This is a genomic window from Streptomyces sp. NPDC005202 (genome assembly GCF_040608235.1).
Taxonomy (GTDB): domain Bacteria; phylum Actinomycetota; class Actinomycetes; order Streptomycetales; family Streptomycetaceae; genus Streptomyces.
The window spans coordinates 16,226-32,909 of the sequence record NZ_JBEXHW010000016.1 but is presented as its reverse complement, the minus strand read 5'-3'; the positions used below and the strand labels follow the sequence as shown (position 1 = coordinate 32,909).

The 16,684-nt window shown below is 69.9% G+C and carries 14 protein-coding genes; all 14 read left to right on the top strand.

All coding sequences use genetic code 11. The features are described 5' to 3' along the window. Positions 1–393 precede the first annotated feature (393 nt). The 14 genes from ABZV31_RS22570 to nuoN are packed head-to-tail and all read left to right on the top strand — an operon-like array spanning position 394 to position 16,508. Positions 394–753, top strand: a complete 360-nt coding sequence (locus ABZV31_RS22570) for an NADH-quinone oxidoreductase subunit A (RefSeq protein ID WP_355896660.1) — start codon at positions 394–396, stop codon at positions 751–753. Positions 754–769: 16 nt separating this feature from the next. Then, positions 770–1,324 (top strand): NADH-quinone oxidoreductase subunit B family protein, encoded by a 555-nt coding sequence (locus ABZV31_RS22565; RefSeq protein WP_355896897.1) that lies wholly within the window; start codon positions 770–772, stop codon positions 1,322–1,324. Beyond that, positions 1,321–2,082, top strand: a complete 762-nt coding sequence (locus ABZV31_RS22560; RefSeq protein WP_355896657.1) for an NADH-quinone oxidoreductase subunit C — start codon at positions 1,321–1,323, stop codon at positions 2,080–2,082. Before ABZV31_RS22565 ends, ABZV31_RS22560 begins: the two co-directional genes overlap by 4 nt. Next, on the top strand, positions 2,082–3,410 hold the full coding sequence (locus ABZV31_RS22555; RefSeq protein ID WP_355896654.1) for an NADH-quinone oxidoreductase subunit D: 1,329 nt from the start codon (positions 2,082–2,084) through the stop codon (positions 3,408–3,410). Before ABZV31_RS22560 ends, ABZV31_RS22555 begins: the two co-directional genes overlap by 1 nt. Continuing rightward, the gene (nuoE, locus tag ABZV31_RS22550) at positions 3,407–4,189 is read left to right on the top strand and encodes an NADH-quinone oxidoreductase subunit NuoE (protein WP_355896651.1); all 783 of its coding nucleotides are present in this window, start codon (positions 3,407–3,409) and stop codon (positions 4,187–4,189) included. Before ABZV31_RS22555 ends, nuoE begins: the two co-directional genes overlap by 4 nt. Before the next feature lie 23 nt (positions 4,190–4,212). Beyond that, the gene (nuoF, locus tag ABZV31_RS22545; RefSeq protein ID WP_355896895.1) at positions 4,213–5,553 is read left to right on the top strand and encodes an NADH-quinone oxidoreductase subunit NuoF; all 1,341 of its coding nucleotides are present in this window, start codon (positions 4,213–4,215) and stop codon (positions 5,551–5,553) included. Further along, entirely contained in the window at positions 5,550–8,081 is a 2,532-nt protein-coding gene (locus ABZV31_RS22540) for an NADH-quinone oxidoreductase subunit G (RefSeq protein ID WP_355896648.1), read from the top strand. Before nuoF ends, ABZV31_RS22540 begins: the two co-directional genes overlap by 4 nt. Further along, entirely contained in the window at positions 8,078–9,457 is a 1,380-nt protein-coding gene (nuoH, locus tag ABZV31_RS22535) for an NADH-quinone oxidoreductase subunit NuoH (protein ID WP_355896645.1), read from the top strand. The genes ABZV31_RS22540 and nuoH overlap by 4 nt, the downstream gene beginning before the upstream one ends. Next, complete coding sequence (gene nuoI / locus ABZV31_RS22530) at positions 9,450–10,022, top strand: NADH-quinone oxidoreductase subunit NuoI (RefSeq protein WP_355896642.1); 573 nt, start codon at positions 9,450–9,452, stop codon at positions 10,020–10,022. The genes nuoH and nuoI overlap by 8 nt, the downstream gene beginning before the upstream one ends. Beyond that, positions 10,019–10,936: an NADH-quinone oxidoreductase subunit J gene (locus tag ABZV31_RS22525; RefSeq protein ID WP_355896639.1), complete on the top strand. Its 918-nt coding sequence runs from the start codon at positions 10,019–10,021 to the stop codon at positions 10,934–10,936. Before nuoI ends, ABZV31_RS22525 begins: the two co-directional genes overlap by 4 nt. Continuing rightward, the gene (gene nuoK, locus ABZV31_RS22520; protein WP_355896636.1) at positions 10,933–11,232 is read left to right on the top strand and encodes an NADH-quinone oxidoreductase subunit NuoK; all 300 of its coding nucleotides are present in this window, start codon (positions 10,933–10,935) and stop codon (positions 11,230–11,232) included. The genes ABZV31_RS22525 and nuoK overlap by 4 nt, the downstream gene beginning before the upstream one ends. A 13-nt stretch (positions 11,233–11,245) precedes the next feature. Further along, positions 11,246–13,186, top strand: coding sequence for an NADH-quinone oxidoreductase subunit L (gene nuoL, locus ABZV31_RS22515; protein WP_355896633.1), 1,941 nt, complete (start codon positions 11,246–11,248; stop codon positions 13,184–13,186). Next, positions 13,186–14,859 (top strand): NADH-quinone oxidoreductase subunit M, encoded by a 1,674-nt coding sequence (locus ABZV31_RS22510; protein ID WP_355896630.1) that lies wholly within the window; start codon positions 13,186–13,188, stop codon positions 14,857–14,859. The genes nuoL and ABZV31_RS22510 overlap by 1 nt, the downstream gene beginning before the upstream one ends. Then, positions 14,856–16,508, top strand: a complete 1,653-nt coding sequence (gene nuoN, locus ABZV31_RS22505) for an NADH-quinone oxidoreductase subunit NuoN (protein ID WP_355896627.1) — start codon at positions 14,856–14,858, stop codon at positions 16,506–16,508. Before ABZV31_RS22510 ends, nuoN begins: the two co-directional genes overlap by 4 nt. Positions 16,509–16,684: the final 176 nt, after the last annotated feature.

Here is a 16,684-nt window from a genome sequence, read left to right as displayed (position 1 = left end):
CGGACGGTGGTGCCCGATGACGGCGGTGGCCTCGTTGGCGCCGGCACATACGCCGGCGGCATGCCCGGCAGGGCGATGAGCAGCACGAGAAGCCGGCGCGGCCGGCGTCTTGGCCATCCCCTCGATGATCCCCCCGGCAGGGGATGTGGGCCTCGTAGCGGATTCCTAGTCTCCCTGGAGTCGGTGCGCCGCCGGCGGAGTTCTGGTGGACAGGGGCGTGACACCGCGGCGGAGTACCGGACGGAGTGCACCGCCGACGGAGCACGCATGGGAAGGAGTTGGGTGACCTGGGGCCACCAGGGTTTGTGGACCGCCTGACAAGGATGATCACGGGGTCCCCGGCAGAGCAGTGCGAATGCAGTCAGGCATGACCTGCGGAGGGAGCGGGAGCCTATGAACGCGTACGAGCCGATCCTCGTGCTCGGTGCCATCGCGGCGGCGTTTGCGGTGGGATCCATCGTGATGGCCGCCCTCGTCGGCCCCAAGCGTTACAACCGGGCCAAGCTCGACGCGTACGAGTGCGGCATCGAGCCGACCCCGCAGCCGGCCGGCGGCGGGCGGTTCCCGATCAAGTACTACCTGACGGCGATGCTCTTCATCGTCTTCGACATCGAGATCGTCTTTCTCTACCCCTGGGCCGTCACCTTCGACGCCCTCGGGATCTTCGGGCTCGTGGAGATGCTGCTCTTCGTGCTCACCGTCTTCGTCGCCTACGCCTACGTCTGGCGCCGCGGCGGCCTTGAGTGGGACTAGCGGAGAGGGCATGTCCATGGGACTCGAAGAGAAGCTGCCGAGCGGCTTTCTGCTGACGACGGTCGAGCAGGCCGCCGGGTGGGTCCGGAAGTCCTCCCTCTTCCCGGCCACCTTCGGCCTCGCCTGCTGCGCCATCGAGATGATGACCACCGGCGCCGGGCGCTACGACCTGGCCCGCTTCGGCATGGAGGTCTTCCGCGGCTCCCCTCGGCAGGCGGACCTGATGATCGTTGCCGGGCGTGTCAGCCAGAAGATGGCCCCGGTGCTGCGGCAGGTCTACGACCAGATGCCGAACCCGAAGTGGGTCATCTCCATGGGCGTGTGCGCCTCCTCCGGCGGCATGTTCAACAACTACGCGATCGTCCAGGGCGTCGACCACATCGTCCCCGTCGACATCTATCTGCCCGGCTGCCCGCCCCGCCCCGAGATGCTGATGGACGCGATCCTCAAGCTCCACCAGAAGATCCGCGAGGAGAAGCTCGGCGTGAACCGCCTCCGGGCGGAGAAGCAGGCCGAGCAGGAGGCGCTGCGTGCAGTCCCGACCATCGCGATGAAGGGGCTGCTGCGATGAGCGCCATCAACGGTGCCGGGCGGAATGGCGACGCGGGGAAGAACGGTTCTCCGCCCGTCCCGCGCGGCGAGCTCGGCGAAGTGATCGACACGCGGCGCGGCATGTTCGGCAGCGGCGACTCGGGGGATACCTCCGGCTACGGACGCCTCGTACGGTCCGTACGGCTACCCGGCGCGACCGCCCGCCCGTACGGCGCTCCACGCGGCCGAGGTGCAAATGGAGACTTTGACGAGGTCGCCGACGAGCTCGAGGGTGCCCTGGAGGAGCAGGGTCTGGCGCCCGAGAAGGCCATCGAGAAGGCCGTCGTCGACCGCGGCGAGCTGACCTTCCACATCCGGCGCGAGCACTTGCTCCAGGTCGCCAGGACGCTGCGGGACGACCCCGCCCTGCGCTTCGAGCTGTCCCTCGGGGTGAGCGGAGTGCACTACCCCGGCAACACGGGCCGCGAGCTGCACGCCGTGTACCACCTGCGGTCGGTCACCCACGGGCGGCTGATCCGACTGGAGGTCTCGGCGCCGGACGCCGACCCGCACATCCCGTCCACCGTCTCGGTCTACCCCACCAACGACTGGCACGAGCGCGAGACGTACGACTTCTTCGGCATCGTCTTCGACGGGCACCCCGCTCTCACCCGGGTCCTGTTGCCCGACGACTGGCAGGGCTTCCCGCAGCGCAAGGACTACCCGCTCGGCGGCATCCCCGTCGAGTACAAGGGCGCCCAGATCCCAGCTCCGGATCAGCGGAGGTCGTACAGCTGATGTCCGAGACATATGCAGAGGCGACAGCCCGGGAGACCACCGAGGGCCGGGTCTTCACCGTCACCGGTGGCGACTGGGACGAGGTCGTCGCGGCAGCCGCCGACACAGCCGACGAGCGGATCGTTGTCAACATGGGCCCGCAGCACCCGTCCACTCACGGCGTGCTCCGGCTCATCCTGGAGATCGACGGCGAGACGGTGACCGAGGCCCGCTGCGGCATCGGCTACCTGCACACCGGCATCGAGAAGAACCTCGAGTACCGGACCTGGACGCAGGGCACCACCTTCGTCACGCGGATGGACTACCTCGCGCCACTCCACAACGAGACGGCGTACTGCATGGCGGTGGAGAAGCTGCTCGGCATCCAGGACCGGATCCCGGAGCGGGCCACCGTGCTGCGCGTGCTGCTGATGGAGCTGAATCGCATCTCCTCGCACCTGGTGGCCCTCGCCACGGGCGGCATGGAGCTCGGCGCCACCACCCTGATGATCTACGGCTTCCGGGACCGCGAGGTAATCCTCGACATCTTCGAGCTGATCACCGGTCTGCGGATGAACCATGCGTACGTCCGTCCGGGTGGCCTCGCCCAGGACCTACCCCCGGGCGCCGTCGACCAGATCCGCGAGGGTGTCGCGCTGCTGCGCTCTCGGATGCACGAGTACGACAAACTCGCCACGAACAACCCGATCTTCAAGGCCCGGCTGGTCGACGTCGGCTGTCTCGACCTGGCCGGCTGCATGGCACTGGGCATCACAGGGCCGATCCTGCGCGCCACCGGCCTCCCGCACGATCTGCGCAAGTCCGACCCATACTGCGGTTACGAGACCTACGACTTCGAGGTCGCCACCGCCGACAGCTGCGACTCCTACGGGCGCTTCCTGATCCGCCTGGAGGAGATGCGGCAGTCGCTGCGGATCGTCGAGCAGTGCCTGGACCGGCTGGAGCCCGGCCCGGTGATGGTCGACGACAAGAAGATCGCCTGGCCCGCCCAACTCGCCCTCGGCCCCGACGGCATGGGTAACTCCCTCGACCACATCCGCAAGATCATGGGCACCTCCATGGAGGCCCTTATCCACCACTTCAAGCTCGTGACCGAGGGCTTCCGGGTCCCGCCCGGTCAGGCGTACGCGGCCGTCGAGTCGCCCCGGGGCGAGCTGGGGGTGCACGCGGTCAGCGACGGCGGCACCCGCCCTTACCGGATCCACTTCCGGGACCCGTCCTTCACCAACCTGCAGGCCATGGCGGCGATGTGCGAAGGCGGCCAGGTCGCCGACGTCATCGTCGCGGTGGCCGGAATCGACCCGGTGATGGGAGGTGTGGACCGATGACGGTACACGCAAACGAACCCGTGGGGCTGGGCATGCCGGCGCTGCCGGCGCCCGCCTTCCCGGCAGAGGTGAAAGCGCGGCTGAAGGCCGCCGCCCGGGAGATCATCGGGCGCTACCCGGTGCCGCGCTCGGCGCTGCTGCCGTTGCTGCACCTGGTGCAGTCCGAGGAGGGGTACGTCAGCAGCACCGGTATCCGGTTCTGCGCCGAGCAGCTGGACCTGACCACGGCTGAGGTCACCGCCGTCGCCACCTTCTACACCATGTACCGGCGCAGGCCCGCCGGCCGCTACCACGTCGGAGTGTGCACCAACACCCTGTGCGCGGTGCTCGGCGGCGACCAGATCTTCGCCGAGCTCAAGGAGCACCTCGGGATCGAGAACAACGAGACCACCGAGGACGGAGCGATCTCCCTTGAGCACGTCGAGTGCAACGCGGCCTGCGACTACGCGCCCGTGGTGATGGTCAACTGGGAGTTCTTCGACAACCAGACGCCTGAAAGCGCCAAGCAGCTCGTCGACGACCTGCGGGCGGGCCGCACGGTCCTTCCCACCCGTGGCGCTCCGCTCTGCACATTCCGGGAAACGGCCCGCATCCTCGCCGGGTGCCCGGACCAGCGACCCGGCGTGGTCGACGCCTCCGGGGCCGGCGGCGAACCCTCTCTCGCCGGGTTGCGACTGGCCAGGGGCGAGACCCTGGCCGGCACCGGCAGCGCCCCGCGGGACACCGCCGTGTCCGACCCCGGCCGCCCTGCCGGTCCGGAAGGGCGGGAGGGCCGGTGACCGCCGACATCCTTCTCGAGGGGATGGGGCCGGAGAAGCTGCTCACGCCGGTGCTCACCGCCTTCTGGGACGAGCCGCAGTCCTGGACCCTGGAGACCTACCGCCGCCATGACGGCTACCAGGGGCTGCACAAGGCCCTGCAGATGCCCCCCGACGACGTGATCGCCCGGGTGAAGGAGGCGGGGCTGCGCGGACGCGGCGGCGCGGGCTTCCCCACCGGGTTGAAGTGGGAGTTCATCCCGCAGGGCGATGGCAAGCCGCACTATCTCGTGGTCAACGCCGACGAGTCCGAGCCCGGCACCTGCAAGGACATCCCCCTCCTGTTCGCCAACCCGCACGCGCTCATCGAGGGCATCGTCATCGCCTGCCATGCAATCCGCTCGAACCACGCCTTCATCTATCTGCGCGGCGAAGTCGTTCCCGTACTGCGCCGGCTGCACCACGCCGTCGCCGAGGCGTACGAAGCGGGCTACCTCGGCAAGGACATCCAGGGCAGCGGCTTCGACCTCGAACTCACCGTGCACGCCGGCGCCGGCGCGTACATCTGCGGCGAGGAGACCGCCCTGCTGGACTCCCTCGAAGGCCGCCGCGGCCAGCCCCGGCTGCGACCCCCCTTCCCGGCCGTCGCCGGCCTGTACGCCTGCCCCACTGTCGTCAACAACGTCGAGTCCATCGCCTCGGTTCCCGCGATCCTGCATCGGGGCAAGGACTGGTTCCGGTCAATGGGCAGCGAGAAGTCCCCGGGCTTCACGCTCTACTCGCTCTCCGGCCACGTCGCCCGCCCCGGCCAGTACGAGGCCCCGCTCGGCATCACGCTCCGTCAGCTCCTCGACTTGAGCGGCGGCATGCGGCCCGGGCACCGGCTGAAGTTCTGGACCCCGGGCGGCTCGTCCACTCCGCTGCTCACCGACGAGCACCTCGACGTGCCGCTGGACTACGAGGGCGTGGGCGCGGCGGGCTCCATGCTCGGCACCAAGGCACTCCAGTGCTTCGACGAGACCACCTGCGTGGTGCGCGCCGTGACCCGCTGGACCGAGTTCTACGCCCACGAGTCCTGCGGCAAGTGCACCCCATGCCGCGAGGGCACGTACTGGCTGGTGCAGCTGCTCCGTGACATCGAGGCGGGCAAGGGCGCGATGAGCGACCTCGACAAGCTCGCCGACATCGCGGACACCATCAACGGCAAGTCCTTCTGCGCGCTGGGCGACGGCGCCGCCAGCCCGGTCTTCTCCTCGCTGACGTACTTCCGGGACGAGTACGAGCAGCACATCACCGGCCAGGGGTGCCCCTTCGACCCGGCGAAGTCCACGGCCTGGGCCGACGACCACAAGACCGCCACCAAGGGGGTGCTCGCGTCACCATGACCATCGCCACGAACGCTCCCGCCGGGGGCGGAGCCGCGCCGGTCCCGCCGGAGGGCCTCGTCACCGTCACCATCGACGGCATCGAGATCAGCGTGCCCACGGGCACGCTCGTCATCCGGGCCGCCGAGCTGCTCGGCATCGAGATCCCGCGCTTCTGCGACCACCCGCTGCTGGACCCCGTCGGCGCCTGCCGCCAGTGCATCGTCGAGGTCGAGGGCCAGCGCAAGCCGCTCACCTCGTGCACGACGACGGTCAGCCAGGGCATGGTCGTACGGACCCAGCTCACCTCGCCGGTCGCCGAGAAGGCGCAGCGCGGGGTGATGGAGCTGCTGCTGATCAACCATCCGCTGGACTGCCCGGTCTGTGACAAGGGCGGCGAGTGCCCGCTGCAGAACCAGGCCATGAGCGCCGGGCAGGCCGAGAGCCGCTTCGAGGGCCGCAAGCGGACGTACGCCAAGCCCGTTCCGATCTCCACACAGATCCTGCTGGACCGGGAGCGGTGCGTGCTGTGCGCCCGCTGTACCCGCTTCTCCCACCAGATCGCCGGCGACTCCTTCATCGACCTGGTGGAGCGCGGCGCGCTGCAGCAGGTGGGCACCGGTGAGGGCGACGACTTCCGGTCGTACTTCTCCGGCAACACTGTCCAGATCTGCCCGGTCGGCGCCCTGACTTCGGCCGCCTACCGTTTCCGGTCACGACCGTTCGACCTCACCTCCTCGCCGAGCGTCTGCGAGCACTGCGCCGCGGGCTGTGCGATGCGCATCGACCACCGGCGCGGCAAGGTGCTGCGGCGGCTCGCCGGGGACGACCCGGAGGTCAACGAGGAGTGGAACTGCGACAAGGGCCGCTTCGCGTTCCGCTACGCGCAACTGCGCGACCGGCTGACCACGCCGCTGGTCCGCGACTCCGCCACCGGTGAACTGGTCCCCGCCTCCTGGCCGGAGGCGCTGGAAATCGCCGCTGCCGGACTCGCCGCCGCGCGCGACCGGGCCGGCCGCGGCACAGCCGCTGGCGTCGGGGTCCTGGTCGGCGGCCGGGTCACGGTCGAGGACGCCTACGCCTACGCCAAGTTCGCCCGGGTGGTGCTCGGCACCAACGACATCGACTTCCGGGCCCGCCCGCACAGCGGCGAGGAGGCCGACTTCCTGGCTGCCGCCGTCGCCGGGCATGGCATCGACGTGGACGGCAGCGGGGTGACCTACCGCAGTCTGGAGGCCGCACCGGCCGTGCTGCTCGCGGGCTTCGAGCCGGAGGAGGAGTCGCCGATCGTCTTCCTGCGGCTGCGCAAGGCGGCGCGCAAGGGCCTGAAGGTCTTCTCCATCGCCACCCATGCCTCCCGGGGCCTGACCAAACTCGGTGGCGCGCTGCTGCCGGCCGCGCCCGGAACCGAGGCCGAGTGGCTCGACGCCCTCGCCGGCGGGGTGGGGCTGGAGGACGCGGGGCAGGAGGCGGCCGAGGCGCTGCGCAGTCCTGGCGCGGCGATCCTGCTCGGCGAGCGCCTGGCCACGGCACCCGGGGCGCTCACTGCCGCCCTGCGGCTCGCCGCGGCCACCAGGGCCCAGCTCGCCTGGATTCCGCGGCGCGCCGGGGAGCGGGGCGCGGTGGAGGCCGGAGCCCTGCCGGGCCTGCTGCCTGGCGGACGACCCGACAACGATCCGGACGCCCGCGCCCAGACCGCAGCCGTCTGGGGCATCGCCTCGCTTCCCGCCGGGTACGGCCGCGACACCGGCCAGATCCTGGCGGCCGCCGCGGGCGGCAACTTGGGGGCCCTGCTGGTCGGCGGGGTGGAGACGGCGGACCTACCGGACCCGACCGCCGCCGAGGGGGCGCTGGACCGGGTGCCGTTCCTGGTCAGCCTGGAGCTGCGGCCCTCCGCCGTCACCGCCCGCGCCGATGTGGTGCTGCCGGTGGCGGCCGTGGCGGAGAAGGCCGGAGCCTTCCTCACCTGGGAGGGCCGGGTGCGGGTCTTCGATGCCGCCCTCAAGCCCGATCAGCTGACGCAGCCTCACCTCCCGTCCGACCTACGGGTGCTCAGCATGCTGGCGGACGCCATGGGCGTGCACCTGGGCCTGCCCGACCCCACCACGGCCCGGCGTGAGCTGGACGCCCTCGGGCCATGGACCGGCGAGCGGCCGGACGCCCTTGCCGATGCCCCCGAGGCGCTGCCCCGCCCGGGCGCGGGGGAGGCGGTGCTGGGCGGCTGGCGGCAGCTGCTGGACAACGGCGCGCTCCAGGACGGCGATGCCCACCTGGCCGGCACCCGCCATCCGGTGCTGGCCCGGATGTCGCCCACCACTGCTGCCGAGATCGGCGCCGTGGACGGCGGCGCAGTCACCGTGACCGGCCCCGCCGGGTCCCTCACGTTGCCGCTGGCCGCCACGCCGGGGATGCCCGACCGCGTTGTGTGGATCCCGCTCAACTCGACCGACGGTGGCGCCGTCCACACCCTGGGCGCGGGTCCCGGGCGCGTCGTCGGCATCGCGTCGGCCACCACCGGCGGAGACACCGGCGGGAAGGAGAGCCGATGAACCACTCCCTCACCACCCTGGCCACCGTCGGCGACCAGCTCGGCTTCTTCGGCCGCGACCCGTTGTGGTTGGTCCTGCTCAAGGCCGTCTTCGTGTTCGTGTTCCTGACCGTCACGGTGCTCATCGCGATCGTCTGGGAGCGCAAGGTCGTCGCCTGGATGCAGCTGCGGATCGGCCCCGACCGACACGGTCCCTGGGGCTTGCTGCAGTCGCTCGCCGACGGCGTGAAGCTGGCCCTCAAGGAGGACCTGGTCGTCGAGCGTGCCGACAAGGCCGTCTACGTCCTGGCCCCGATCGTCAGCGCGATCCCCGCCTTCATGGCCTTCGCGGTCATCCCGTACGGGCCGGCCGACCGCCAAGTGTCAATCCTCGGCACCCGTACCACGATGCAGCTCACCGACCTGCCGGTCGGCGTGCTCTACATCCTGGCCGTCGCCTCGGTCGGGATCTACGGCATCGTACTCGCCGGCTGGTCGTCCGGGTCGACGTACCCACTGCTCGGCGGACTGCGCTCGGCGGCGCAGATGGTCTCGTACGAGATAGCCATGAGTCTGTCGTTCGCCGCCGTGTTCCTCTCCTCCCGGTCGATGTCGACGTCACAGATCGTGGAGGCGCAGCAGCGCACGTGGTTCGCGATCGTGCTGCCGGTCTCCTTCCTGGTCTACATCGTGTCGATGGTCGGGGAGACCAACCGGGCACCCTTCGACCTCCCGGAGGCGGAGGGCGAGCTGGTGGGCGGCTTCAACACCGAGTACTCCTCGCTGAAGTTCGCGTTGTTCATGCTCGCCGAGTACGTCAACATGGTCACCGTCTCGGCGCTGGCCAGCACTCTCTTCCTCGGCGGCTGGCGGGCGCCATGGCCGATCAGCACCTTCTGGGCGGGCGCCAACCACGGCTGGTGGCCGATGCTCTGGGTCACCATCAAGATCCAGCTGCTGTTGTTCCTCTTCATCTGGCTGCGCGGCACGCTGCCCCGGCTGCGCTACGACCAGTTCATGAAGCTCGGCTGGAAGGTCCTCATCCCGGTCTCGCTGGTGTGGGTGCTGATGGTCGCCGCCGTCCGGGCGCTGCGCAACGAGGGCTACGACATCGCCAAGGTCGTCCTCTACGTCGGGGCGCCGGTCACCACGATCCTGCTGCTCTCCCTGGTGTGGAACCTGTTCCGGCACAAGGAGAAGCCGGTGAAGCACGCGCTGCCGGACACCTTCGACCCGATGGCCGGAGGCTACCCGGTGCCGCCCATGCCCGGGCAGCAACTGCCGTCCGTACCGCGCCGCCGAAGCCGCGTGCAGCAGCCTCAGGCGCAGTTCTGGGAGTCCGGCGAACCCGCCGCCGTCGGCGGTACCTGCACCCCGAAGGGAGCCGAGGATGCCTGACATGTTGGGCCCGGCCGCCGGATTCGGCGTGACCTTCAAGGCCATGTTCAAAAAGCGCCTCACAGAGCAGTACCCGGAGTACAAGAAGCCCACCGCGCCCCGTTTCCACGGCCGCCACCAGCTCAACCGGCACCCGGACGGACTCGAGAGGTGCGTCGGCTGCGAGCTGTGCGCCTGGGCCTGCCCCGCCGACGCCATCTATGTCGAGGGCGCCGACAACACCGACGAGGAGCGCTACTCGCCGGGCGAGCGATACGGCGCGGTCTACCAGATCAACTACGCCCGCTGCATCTTCTGCGGGCTGTGCATCGAGGCGTGCCCGACCCGGGCGCTGACGATGACCAACGAGTACGAGCTCGCCGACAGCAACCGCACCGACCTGATCTTCACCAAGGAGCAACTGCTCGCCGGGCTCACCGAGGGCATGGTCGCCCCACCGCACGCCATGTACCCGGACACCGACGAAGGTGACTACTACCGCGGCAGGGTCACCGGCGCGGCCCCCGGCACCAGGACGCGGCAGCCCACCAAGAAGGCCGACCGGGAGGAGGTGAGCCAGGCATGACCGTCCCTTCGCTCGCCGCTGCCATCGCCACCTCCACCAGCGAGGCCGTGCAGTTCTGGGTGCTCGCTGTGATCGCGGTTGGCGGTGCCCTCGGCATGGTGTGGTTGAAGAAGGCGGTGCACAGCGCGCTCTGCCTCGCTGCCACCATGCTGGCACTCGCCGTCTGCTACATGGCGCAGGGCGCGGCCTTCCTCGGCGTGGTGCAGATCGTCGTCTACACCGGCGCGATCATGATGCTGTTCCTCTTCGTCGTCATGCTGGTGGGCGTCACCGCCGCCGACTCGCTCAAGGAGACCCTCAAGGGGCAGCGCTGGGGCGCCGCTCTGTGCGGCCTCGGCCTCGGCGTCCTGCTGATCACTGGGATCGCCGACGCCAAGCTGCATACCTTCACCGGCCTGGCGAAGGCCAACGCGAAGGGCAACGTCCAGGGTCTCGCCGAGCTCATCTTCACCCGCTACGTCTGGGCCTTCGAGATCACCGGCGCGCTGCTGATCACGGCCGCCGTCGGGGCGATGGTGCTCACCCACCGGGAGCGCACCGAGGTCTGCCACACGCAGCGTGAGCTCGCCGAGCGGCGGGTACGCGAGGGCGTTCAGGTCACCCCGCTGCCGGCCCCTGGCGTCTACGCCTGGCACAACGGGGTAGACATCCCCGGCTTGTTGCCGGACGGCACCACCGCCGAGGTGTCGGTCAACTCCACGCTGCGGGCCCGCGGCCAGATGCGCGAGGTCAGCCGGGACATGCTGCGTCGGATCGAACAACTGGAGACTTCCAGCGCCAACCGGCTGGGCCGTACGCCCCCGCGGCGCCGCATTGCCGACACCTCGCGTGCTGCGCTCACTGATGGCGCCGCAGACGAGGCGGCCGAGCGGACCTTCGCTGCGACATTCACCGAGGGGGAGGCCATTCCGTGAATCCGGTCAACTACCTCTATCTCGCGGCCCTGCTGTTCAGCATCGGCGCGGCGGGCGTGCTGATCCGGCGCAACGCGATCGTCGTCTTCATGTGCATCGAGCTGATGCTGAACGCCTGCAACCTCGCGTTCGTCACCTTCTCGCGCATGCACGGCAACCTCGACGGCCAGATCATCGCCTTCTTCACGATGGTCGTCGCCGCGGCCGAGGTCGTGGTCGGCCTGGCGATCATCGTGACGATTTTCCGTACCCGCCACTCGGCCTCGGTCGACGACGCCAGCCTCATGAAGCTGTAAGGGGTCGCAGACAGTGGAGAACCTCATCGGATTGCTCGTCGCTGCGCCGCTTCTCGGCGCTGCGGTGCTGCTGTGCGGCGGCAGGCGGCTCGATCGTACGGGCCACTGGATCGGCTGCGCGCTCGCGGCGGCCTCGTTCGTGGTCGGGGCGGTGCTCTTCGCCGGCATGCTGGGCCGGGACGGCGAACACCGCGCCATCGACCAGTACGTGTACAGCTGGATTCCCGTCGGAGGCTTCCACGCGGACGTGGCCTTCCAACTGGACCAGCTGTCGATGACCTTCGTCCTGCTGATCACCGGTGTGGGCACGCTGATCCACATCTACTCGATCGGCTACATGGAGCACGACGAGCGGCGCCGCCGCTTCTTCGGCTACCTCAACCTCTTTCTCGCGGCGATGCTGCTGCTCGTCGTCGCCGACAACTACCTGCTGCTGTACGTCGGGTGGGAAGGCGTCGGCCTGGCGTCGTACCTGCTGATCGGCTTCTGGCAGCACAAGCCGTCCGCGGCCACGGCGGCGAAGAAGGCGTTCGTCGTCAACCGCGTCGGCGACATGGGTCTGTCGGTCGCGATCATGCTGATGTTCACGACCTTCGGCACGTTCGCCTTTGAGCCGGTGCCGGCCTCGGTCGACGGGACCGGCGAAAGCACGCTCACCGCGATCGCGCTGATGCTGCTGCTCGCCGCGTGCGGCAAGTCGGCCCAGGTGCCGCTGCAGTCCTGGCTCGGTGACGCGATGGAGGGCCCGACCCCGGTCTCGGCCCTCATCCACGCGGCGACCATGGTGACCGCCGGCGTCTACCTGATCACCAGGTCGGGTGCGATCTTCAACGCGGCGCCGGAGGCCCAGGCGGCGGTCGTGGCGGTCGGCGCGGTCACGCTGCTCTTCGGTGCGATCGTCGGTTGCGCGAAGGACGACATCAAGAAGGCCCTCGCCGGGTCGACGATGTCGCAGATCGGCTACATGGTCCTCGCCGCCGGCCTCGGCCCCATCGGCTACGTCTTCGCGATCATGCACCTGGTCACGCACGGCTTCTTCAAGGCCGGGCTCTTCCTCGGCGCAGGATCGGTCATGCACGCCATGAACGACGAGGTCGACATGCGCAGGTACGGCGGCCTGGGGACGTACATGCCGATCACCTTCGTCACCTTCGGCCTCGGCTATCTGGCCATCATCGGCTTCCCCGGCCTGTCCGGCTTCTTCTCCAAGGACAAGATCATCGATGCGGCCTTCGCCAAGGGCGGTACGGAGGGCTGGATCCTCGGCGGCGCGGCCCTGCTGGGCGCGGCCATCACCGCGTACTACATGACCCGCGTGATGCTGCTGACCTTCTTCGGTGAGAAGCGGTGGCAGCCGGCCCCCGATCCCGGCACGGCGCCCAGCGTCGAGCCCGGAATCGAGGTGCACCCCGGGGAGATGCCGCACCCCCACGAGTCTCCGAAGTCCATGACGATCCCGATGATCCTGCTCGCCTTCGGGTCGGTCTTCGCCGGCGGCGTGTTCAGCCTGAACGACGCGTTCCTGCACTGGCTGGAGCCGGTCACCGGACACGCCGAAGGGCATCCGCCCGTCAGCGCACCGATCGTCACCCTCGCCACGATGGCCGTGCTCGCCATCGGTGCCGGGCTCGCCTGGGCGCAGTACGGACGCAGGCCCGTCCCCGTCGCGGCGCCCCGTGGCTCGCTCCTCACCCGGGCCGCGCGCCGCGATCTGCTCCAGGACGACTTCAACCACGTCGTGTTCGTCAAGCCCGGCGAATACCTCACCCGCGGCCTGGTCCACCTCGACCGCTCGGTCGTCGACGGCGTGGTCAACGGCACCGCCGCCGCGGTCGGCGGACTGTCCGGCCGGCTGCGCCGCGTCCAGAACGGATACGTCCGGTCGTACGCACTTTCGATATTCGGCGGTGCCGGGGTGCTGGTCGCCGCCATTCTCCAGATGAGGTCGGTGTGATGAGCTCATTCCCGCTGCTGACTGTCACCGCCGCCGTCCCGGCGGTCGGCGCGGTCGTCACGGCCGCGCTGCCCGCCGCGACAACGGATGCCCGGCGGCGCAGCGCCAAGGCCGTCGCCCTGGTCTTTGCCTCCGTCACCCTGGCCCTGGCCGCCGTCATTGCCGGACGCTTCGATCCCGGCGGCGCCCGCTACCAGTTCACCGAGTCGTATGCCTGGATCAAGAGCTTCGGAATGGCCTTCTCACTCGGCGTGGACGGCATCGGCACGGTGCTGGTGCTGCTGACCGCCGTGCTCGTGCCGCTGGTGATGCTCGCCTCCTGGCACGACGCCGACCCGGAGTCTCTGCCCGAGAGGTCGTTCGGGAACCGCCGCCGCACCCAGGTCTTCTTCGCCCTGGTCCTCGCCGTTGAGGCGATGGTGCTGGTGTCCTTCCTGGCCACCGACGTCTTCCTCTTCTACGTCTTCTTCGAAGCCATGCTCATCCCGATGTACTTCCTCATCGGCGGCTTCGGCGACCGGGCGGGCAGTGACGAGGCGGCCGGGCAGCGTTCGTACGCGGCCGTGAAGTTCCTGCTCTACAACCTGCTCGGCGGCCTGGTGATGCTGGCCGCCGTGATCGGGCTGTACACGCTCTCCGCCCGGGCCGGGATCGGCATCGGGGGCGACGGCAGCTTCGACCTGGCCACCCTCACCCGTGCGATCCGCGACGGCAAGCTGTCCATCGACCCGGCGACGGAGAGGGCGCTCTTCCTCGGCTTCTTCTTCGCCTTCGCCGTCAAGGCCCCGCTGTGGCCGCTGCACACCTGGCTGCCGGGCGCCATGGGCGAGACCACCGCCGGCACCGCGGCCCTGATCACCGCGGTCGTCGACAAGGTCGGCACCTTCGCGATGCTGCGGTTGTGCCTCGGGCTGTTCCCCGACGCATCGAAGTTCTTCGCGCCCGCGATCCTGGTGCTCGCTGTGATCGGGATCATCTACGGGGCGCTGCTCGCGGTCGGCCAGAAGGACATCAAGCGGCTGATCGCCTACGCGTCCATCTCCCACTACGGCTTCATCATCCTGGGCATCTTCGCGATGACCACCCAGGGTCAGAGCGGCGCCACCCTGTACATGATCAGCCACGGCATCGCCACCGCCGCGCTGATGCTGGTGGCCGGGTTCCTGATTTCGCGGCGCGGCAGCCGCCTGATCGCCGACTACGGCGGCGTGCAGAAGATCGCCCCCGTGCTCGCCGGAGCGTTCCTCGTCGGCGGCCTGGCCAACCTGTCGCTGCCGGGGCTGGCACCCTTCGTCAGCGAATTCCTGGTGCTGGTCGGCACCTTCACCCGCTACCCGACGCTGGGCGTCGTCGCCACCTTCGGCATCGTCCTCTCCGCGCTGTACGTGCTGGTGCTGTACCAGCGCACCATGACCGGCCCCGTGAAGGAGAGCGTGGCCCCCATGGCCGACCTCAGGGCCAGGGAGCTGCTCGTGGTGGCCCCGCTGGTGGCCCTGCTGATCGGGCTCGGCGTCTACCCCAAGGCCGTCACGGACCTCGTCAACCCGGCGGTCGAGGCCACACTCGCCGAGGTCCATCGCATGGATCCGAAGCCCGTCCACCCGGCCGCAGGACAGCGCGGCGGGTTCTCGCACTCCCCCATCCACGAGAACGCCGGAGGTGAGGGGAAGTGAGCGCCCTCGCATCGGGAGCCGCCTACACCGTGTGGACGGCGGCGGGCGACACCGCCGGCATCCCTGCCCCGAAGGTCGAGTACGGGCAGCTGGCGCCCATGCTCGTCGTGTTCGGCGCCGCTGTCGTCGGCATCCTCGCCGAGGCGTTCCTGCCCCGCCGCATCCGCCACACCACCCAGGTGGCCGTCGCCCTGCTGGGGCTGATCGCCGCCGTCGGCACCGTCGTCACGCTCGCCACGTGCGGCTACGCCTCCAACAAGGCCAACCTGGCTGCCATGGGCGCGGTCGCCGTGGATGGCCCGGCGCTGTTCCTGCAGGGCGTCATTCTGCTGGTCTCCATCGTCGCGGTGCTCGCCTTCGCCGAGCGGCGGCTGGAGCCGCGCGGCGCGGACGGCGCGCCCGTGGACGCCTTCGCCCCGCAGGCAGCCGCAGTGCCCGGCAGCGACGCCGAGAGGGCTGCCGTTCGGGCGGGGTCCGCGACCACCGAGGTCTTCCCGCTGACGATGTTCGCGGTCGGCGGCATGCTGCTCTTCCCGGCGGCAGCCGACCTGCTGACGATGTTCGTCGCGCTGGAGGTCTTCTCGCTGCCGCTGTACCTGATGTGCGCCCTGGCCCGGCGCCGCCGCCTGCTCTCTCAGGAAGCCGCGGTCAAGTACTTCCTGCTCGGCGCCTTCGCCTCGGCGTTCTTCCTGTTCGGAACGGCTCTGCTGTACGGCTACGCCGGCACCGTCTCGCTCGGCGGCATCGCCGACGTCATCGCCGGCCGGTTCCCGGCGGTTCCGACGCTGGGCACCACCACGAACAGCGCCCTGCTGCTGATCGGCGGCACGATGGTGCTGGTGGGGCTGCTGTTCAAGGTCGGCGCGGTTCCGTTCCACATGTGGACGCCGGACGTCTACCAGGGCGCCCCGACACCGGTCACCGGCTTCATGGCCGCTACCACCAAGGTCGCGGCCTTCGGCGCGCTGCTGCGGCTGCTGTACGTCGCCGTCCCGGACATGCGGTGGGACTGGCGGCCGGTGCTGTGGGGGGTGGCGATCCTCACCATGGTCATCGGTGCGGTGCTGGCCGTCGCCCAGACCGATGTGAAGCGGCTGCTGGCGTACTCCTCCATCGCCCACGCCGGTTTCGTCCTCACGGGGGTGATCGCCACCAGCAAGGCGGGCCTGTCCTCGGCCCTCTTCTACCTGGCCGCGTACTCCTTCGTGACCTTCGGCTCCTTCGCCGTCATCACCCTGGTCCGCGACGCGGGCGGCGAGGCCACCCACCTCTCCCGCTGGGCCGGCATGGGCCGCCGCTCCCCGCTGCTGGCGGCGGTTTTCACCCTCTTCCTGCTGGCTTTCGCCGGCATCCCGCTGACATCGGGGTTCGCCGGGAAGTTCGCCGTCTTCCAGGCCGCAGCGACGGGCGGAGCGGTCCCGCTGGTGATCGCGGGTGCGCTGTCCTCGGCAGTCGCGGCGTTCGTCTACCTCCGGGTCATCGTCCTGATGTTCTTCTCCCAGCCGGAGCCCGGCGGCCCGTCCGTCGCTGTCCCCAGCGCGTTGACGGCCACCTCCATCGGCCTCGGCGTCCTGGTCACCCTGGCGCTGGGCCTGCTCCCGCAGTACGTCCTCGACCTGGCGGACAAGGCCTCGCTCTTCGTCCGCTGAGGGCGCCGACGTACCCTTCCCCATCGCTCACCACGAATAGCGTCGATCTGCAGCGAGTGGTCGACGACCCCCACACTGCCTCGGCCGTGAACGTCATGGCCATCGCGGTGGGCTGCGCCTCGGACCGGCCCTGGTCGAGTTCCCCGCACGGCTGGTGGATCAAGCCCGCGGGGGCG

What these genes read in the sequence shown, in the direction of transcription:
- ABZV31_RS22510 (WP_355896630.1), top strand. Translation starts at nt 13,186, where the DNA reads ATGAGCTCATTCCCGCTGCTGACTGTCACCGCCGCCGTCCCGGCGGTC.
- ABZV31_RS22560 (WP_355896657.1), top strand. Translation starts at nt 1,321, where the DNA reads ATGAGCGCCATCAACGGTGCCGGGCGGAATGGCGACGCGGGGAAGAAC.
- nuoF (WP_355896895.1), top strand. Translation starts at nt 4,213, where the DNA reads ATGGGGCCGGAGAAGCTGCTCACGCCGGTGCTCACCGCCTTCTGGGAC.
- ABZV31_RS22570 (WP_355896660.1), top strand. Translation starts at nt 394, where the DNA reads ATGAACGCGTACGAGCCGATCCTCGTGCTCGGTGCCATCGCGGCGGCG.
- ABZV31_RS22540 (WP_355896648.1), top strand. Translation starts at nt 5,550, where the DNA reads ATGACCATCGCCACGAACGCTCCCGCCGGGGGCGGAGCCGCGCCGGTC.
- ABZV31_RS22555 (WP_355896654.1), top strand. Translation starts at nt 2,082, where the DNA reads ATGTCCGAGACATATGCAGAGGCGACAGCCCGGGAGACCACCGAGGGC.
- ABZV31_RS22525 (WP_355896639.1), top strand. Translation starts at nt 10,019, where the DNA reads ATGACCGTCCCTTCGCTCGCCGCTGCCATCGCCACCTCCACCAGCGAG.
- nuoH (WP_355896645.1), top strand. Translation starts at nt 8,078, where the DNA reads ATGAACCACTCCCTCACCACCCTGGCCACCGTCGGCGACCAGCTCGGC.
- nuoI (WP_355896642.1), top strand. Translation starts at nt 9,450, where the DNA reads ATGCCTGACATGTTGGGCCCGGCCGCCGGATTCGGCGTGACCTTCAAG.
- ABZV31_RS22565 (WP_355896897.1), top strand. Translation starts at nt 770, where the DNA reads ATGGGACTCGAAGAGAAGCTGCCGAGCGGCTTTCTGCTGACGACGGTC.
- nuoE (WP_355896651.1), top strand. Translation starts at nt 3,407, where the DNA reads ATGACGGTACACGCAAACGAACCCGTGGGGCTGGGCATGCCGGCGCTG.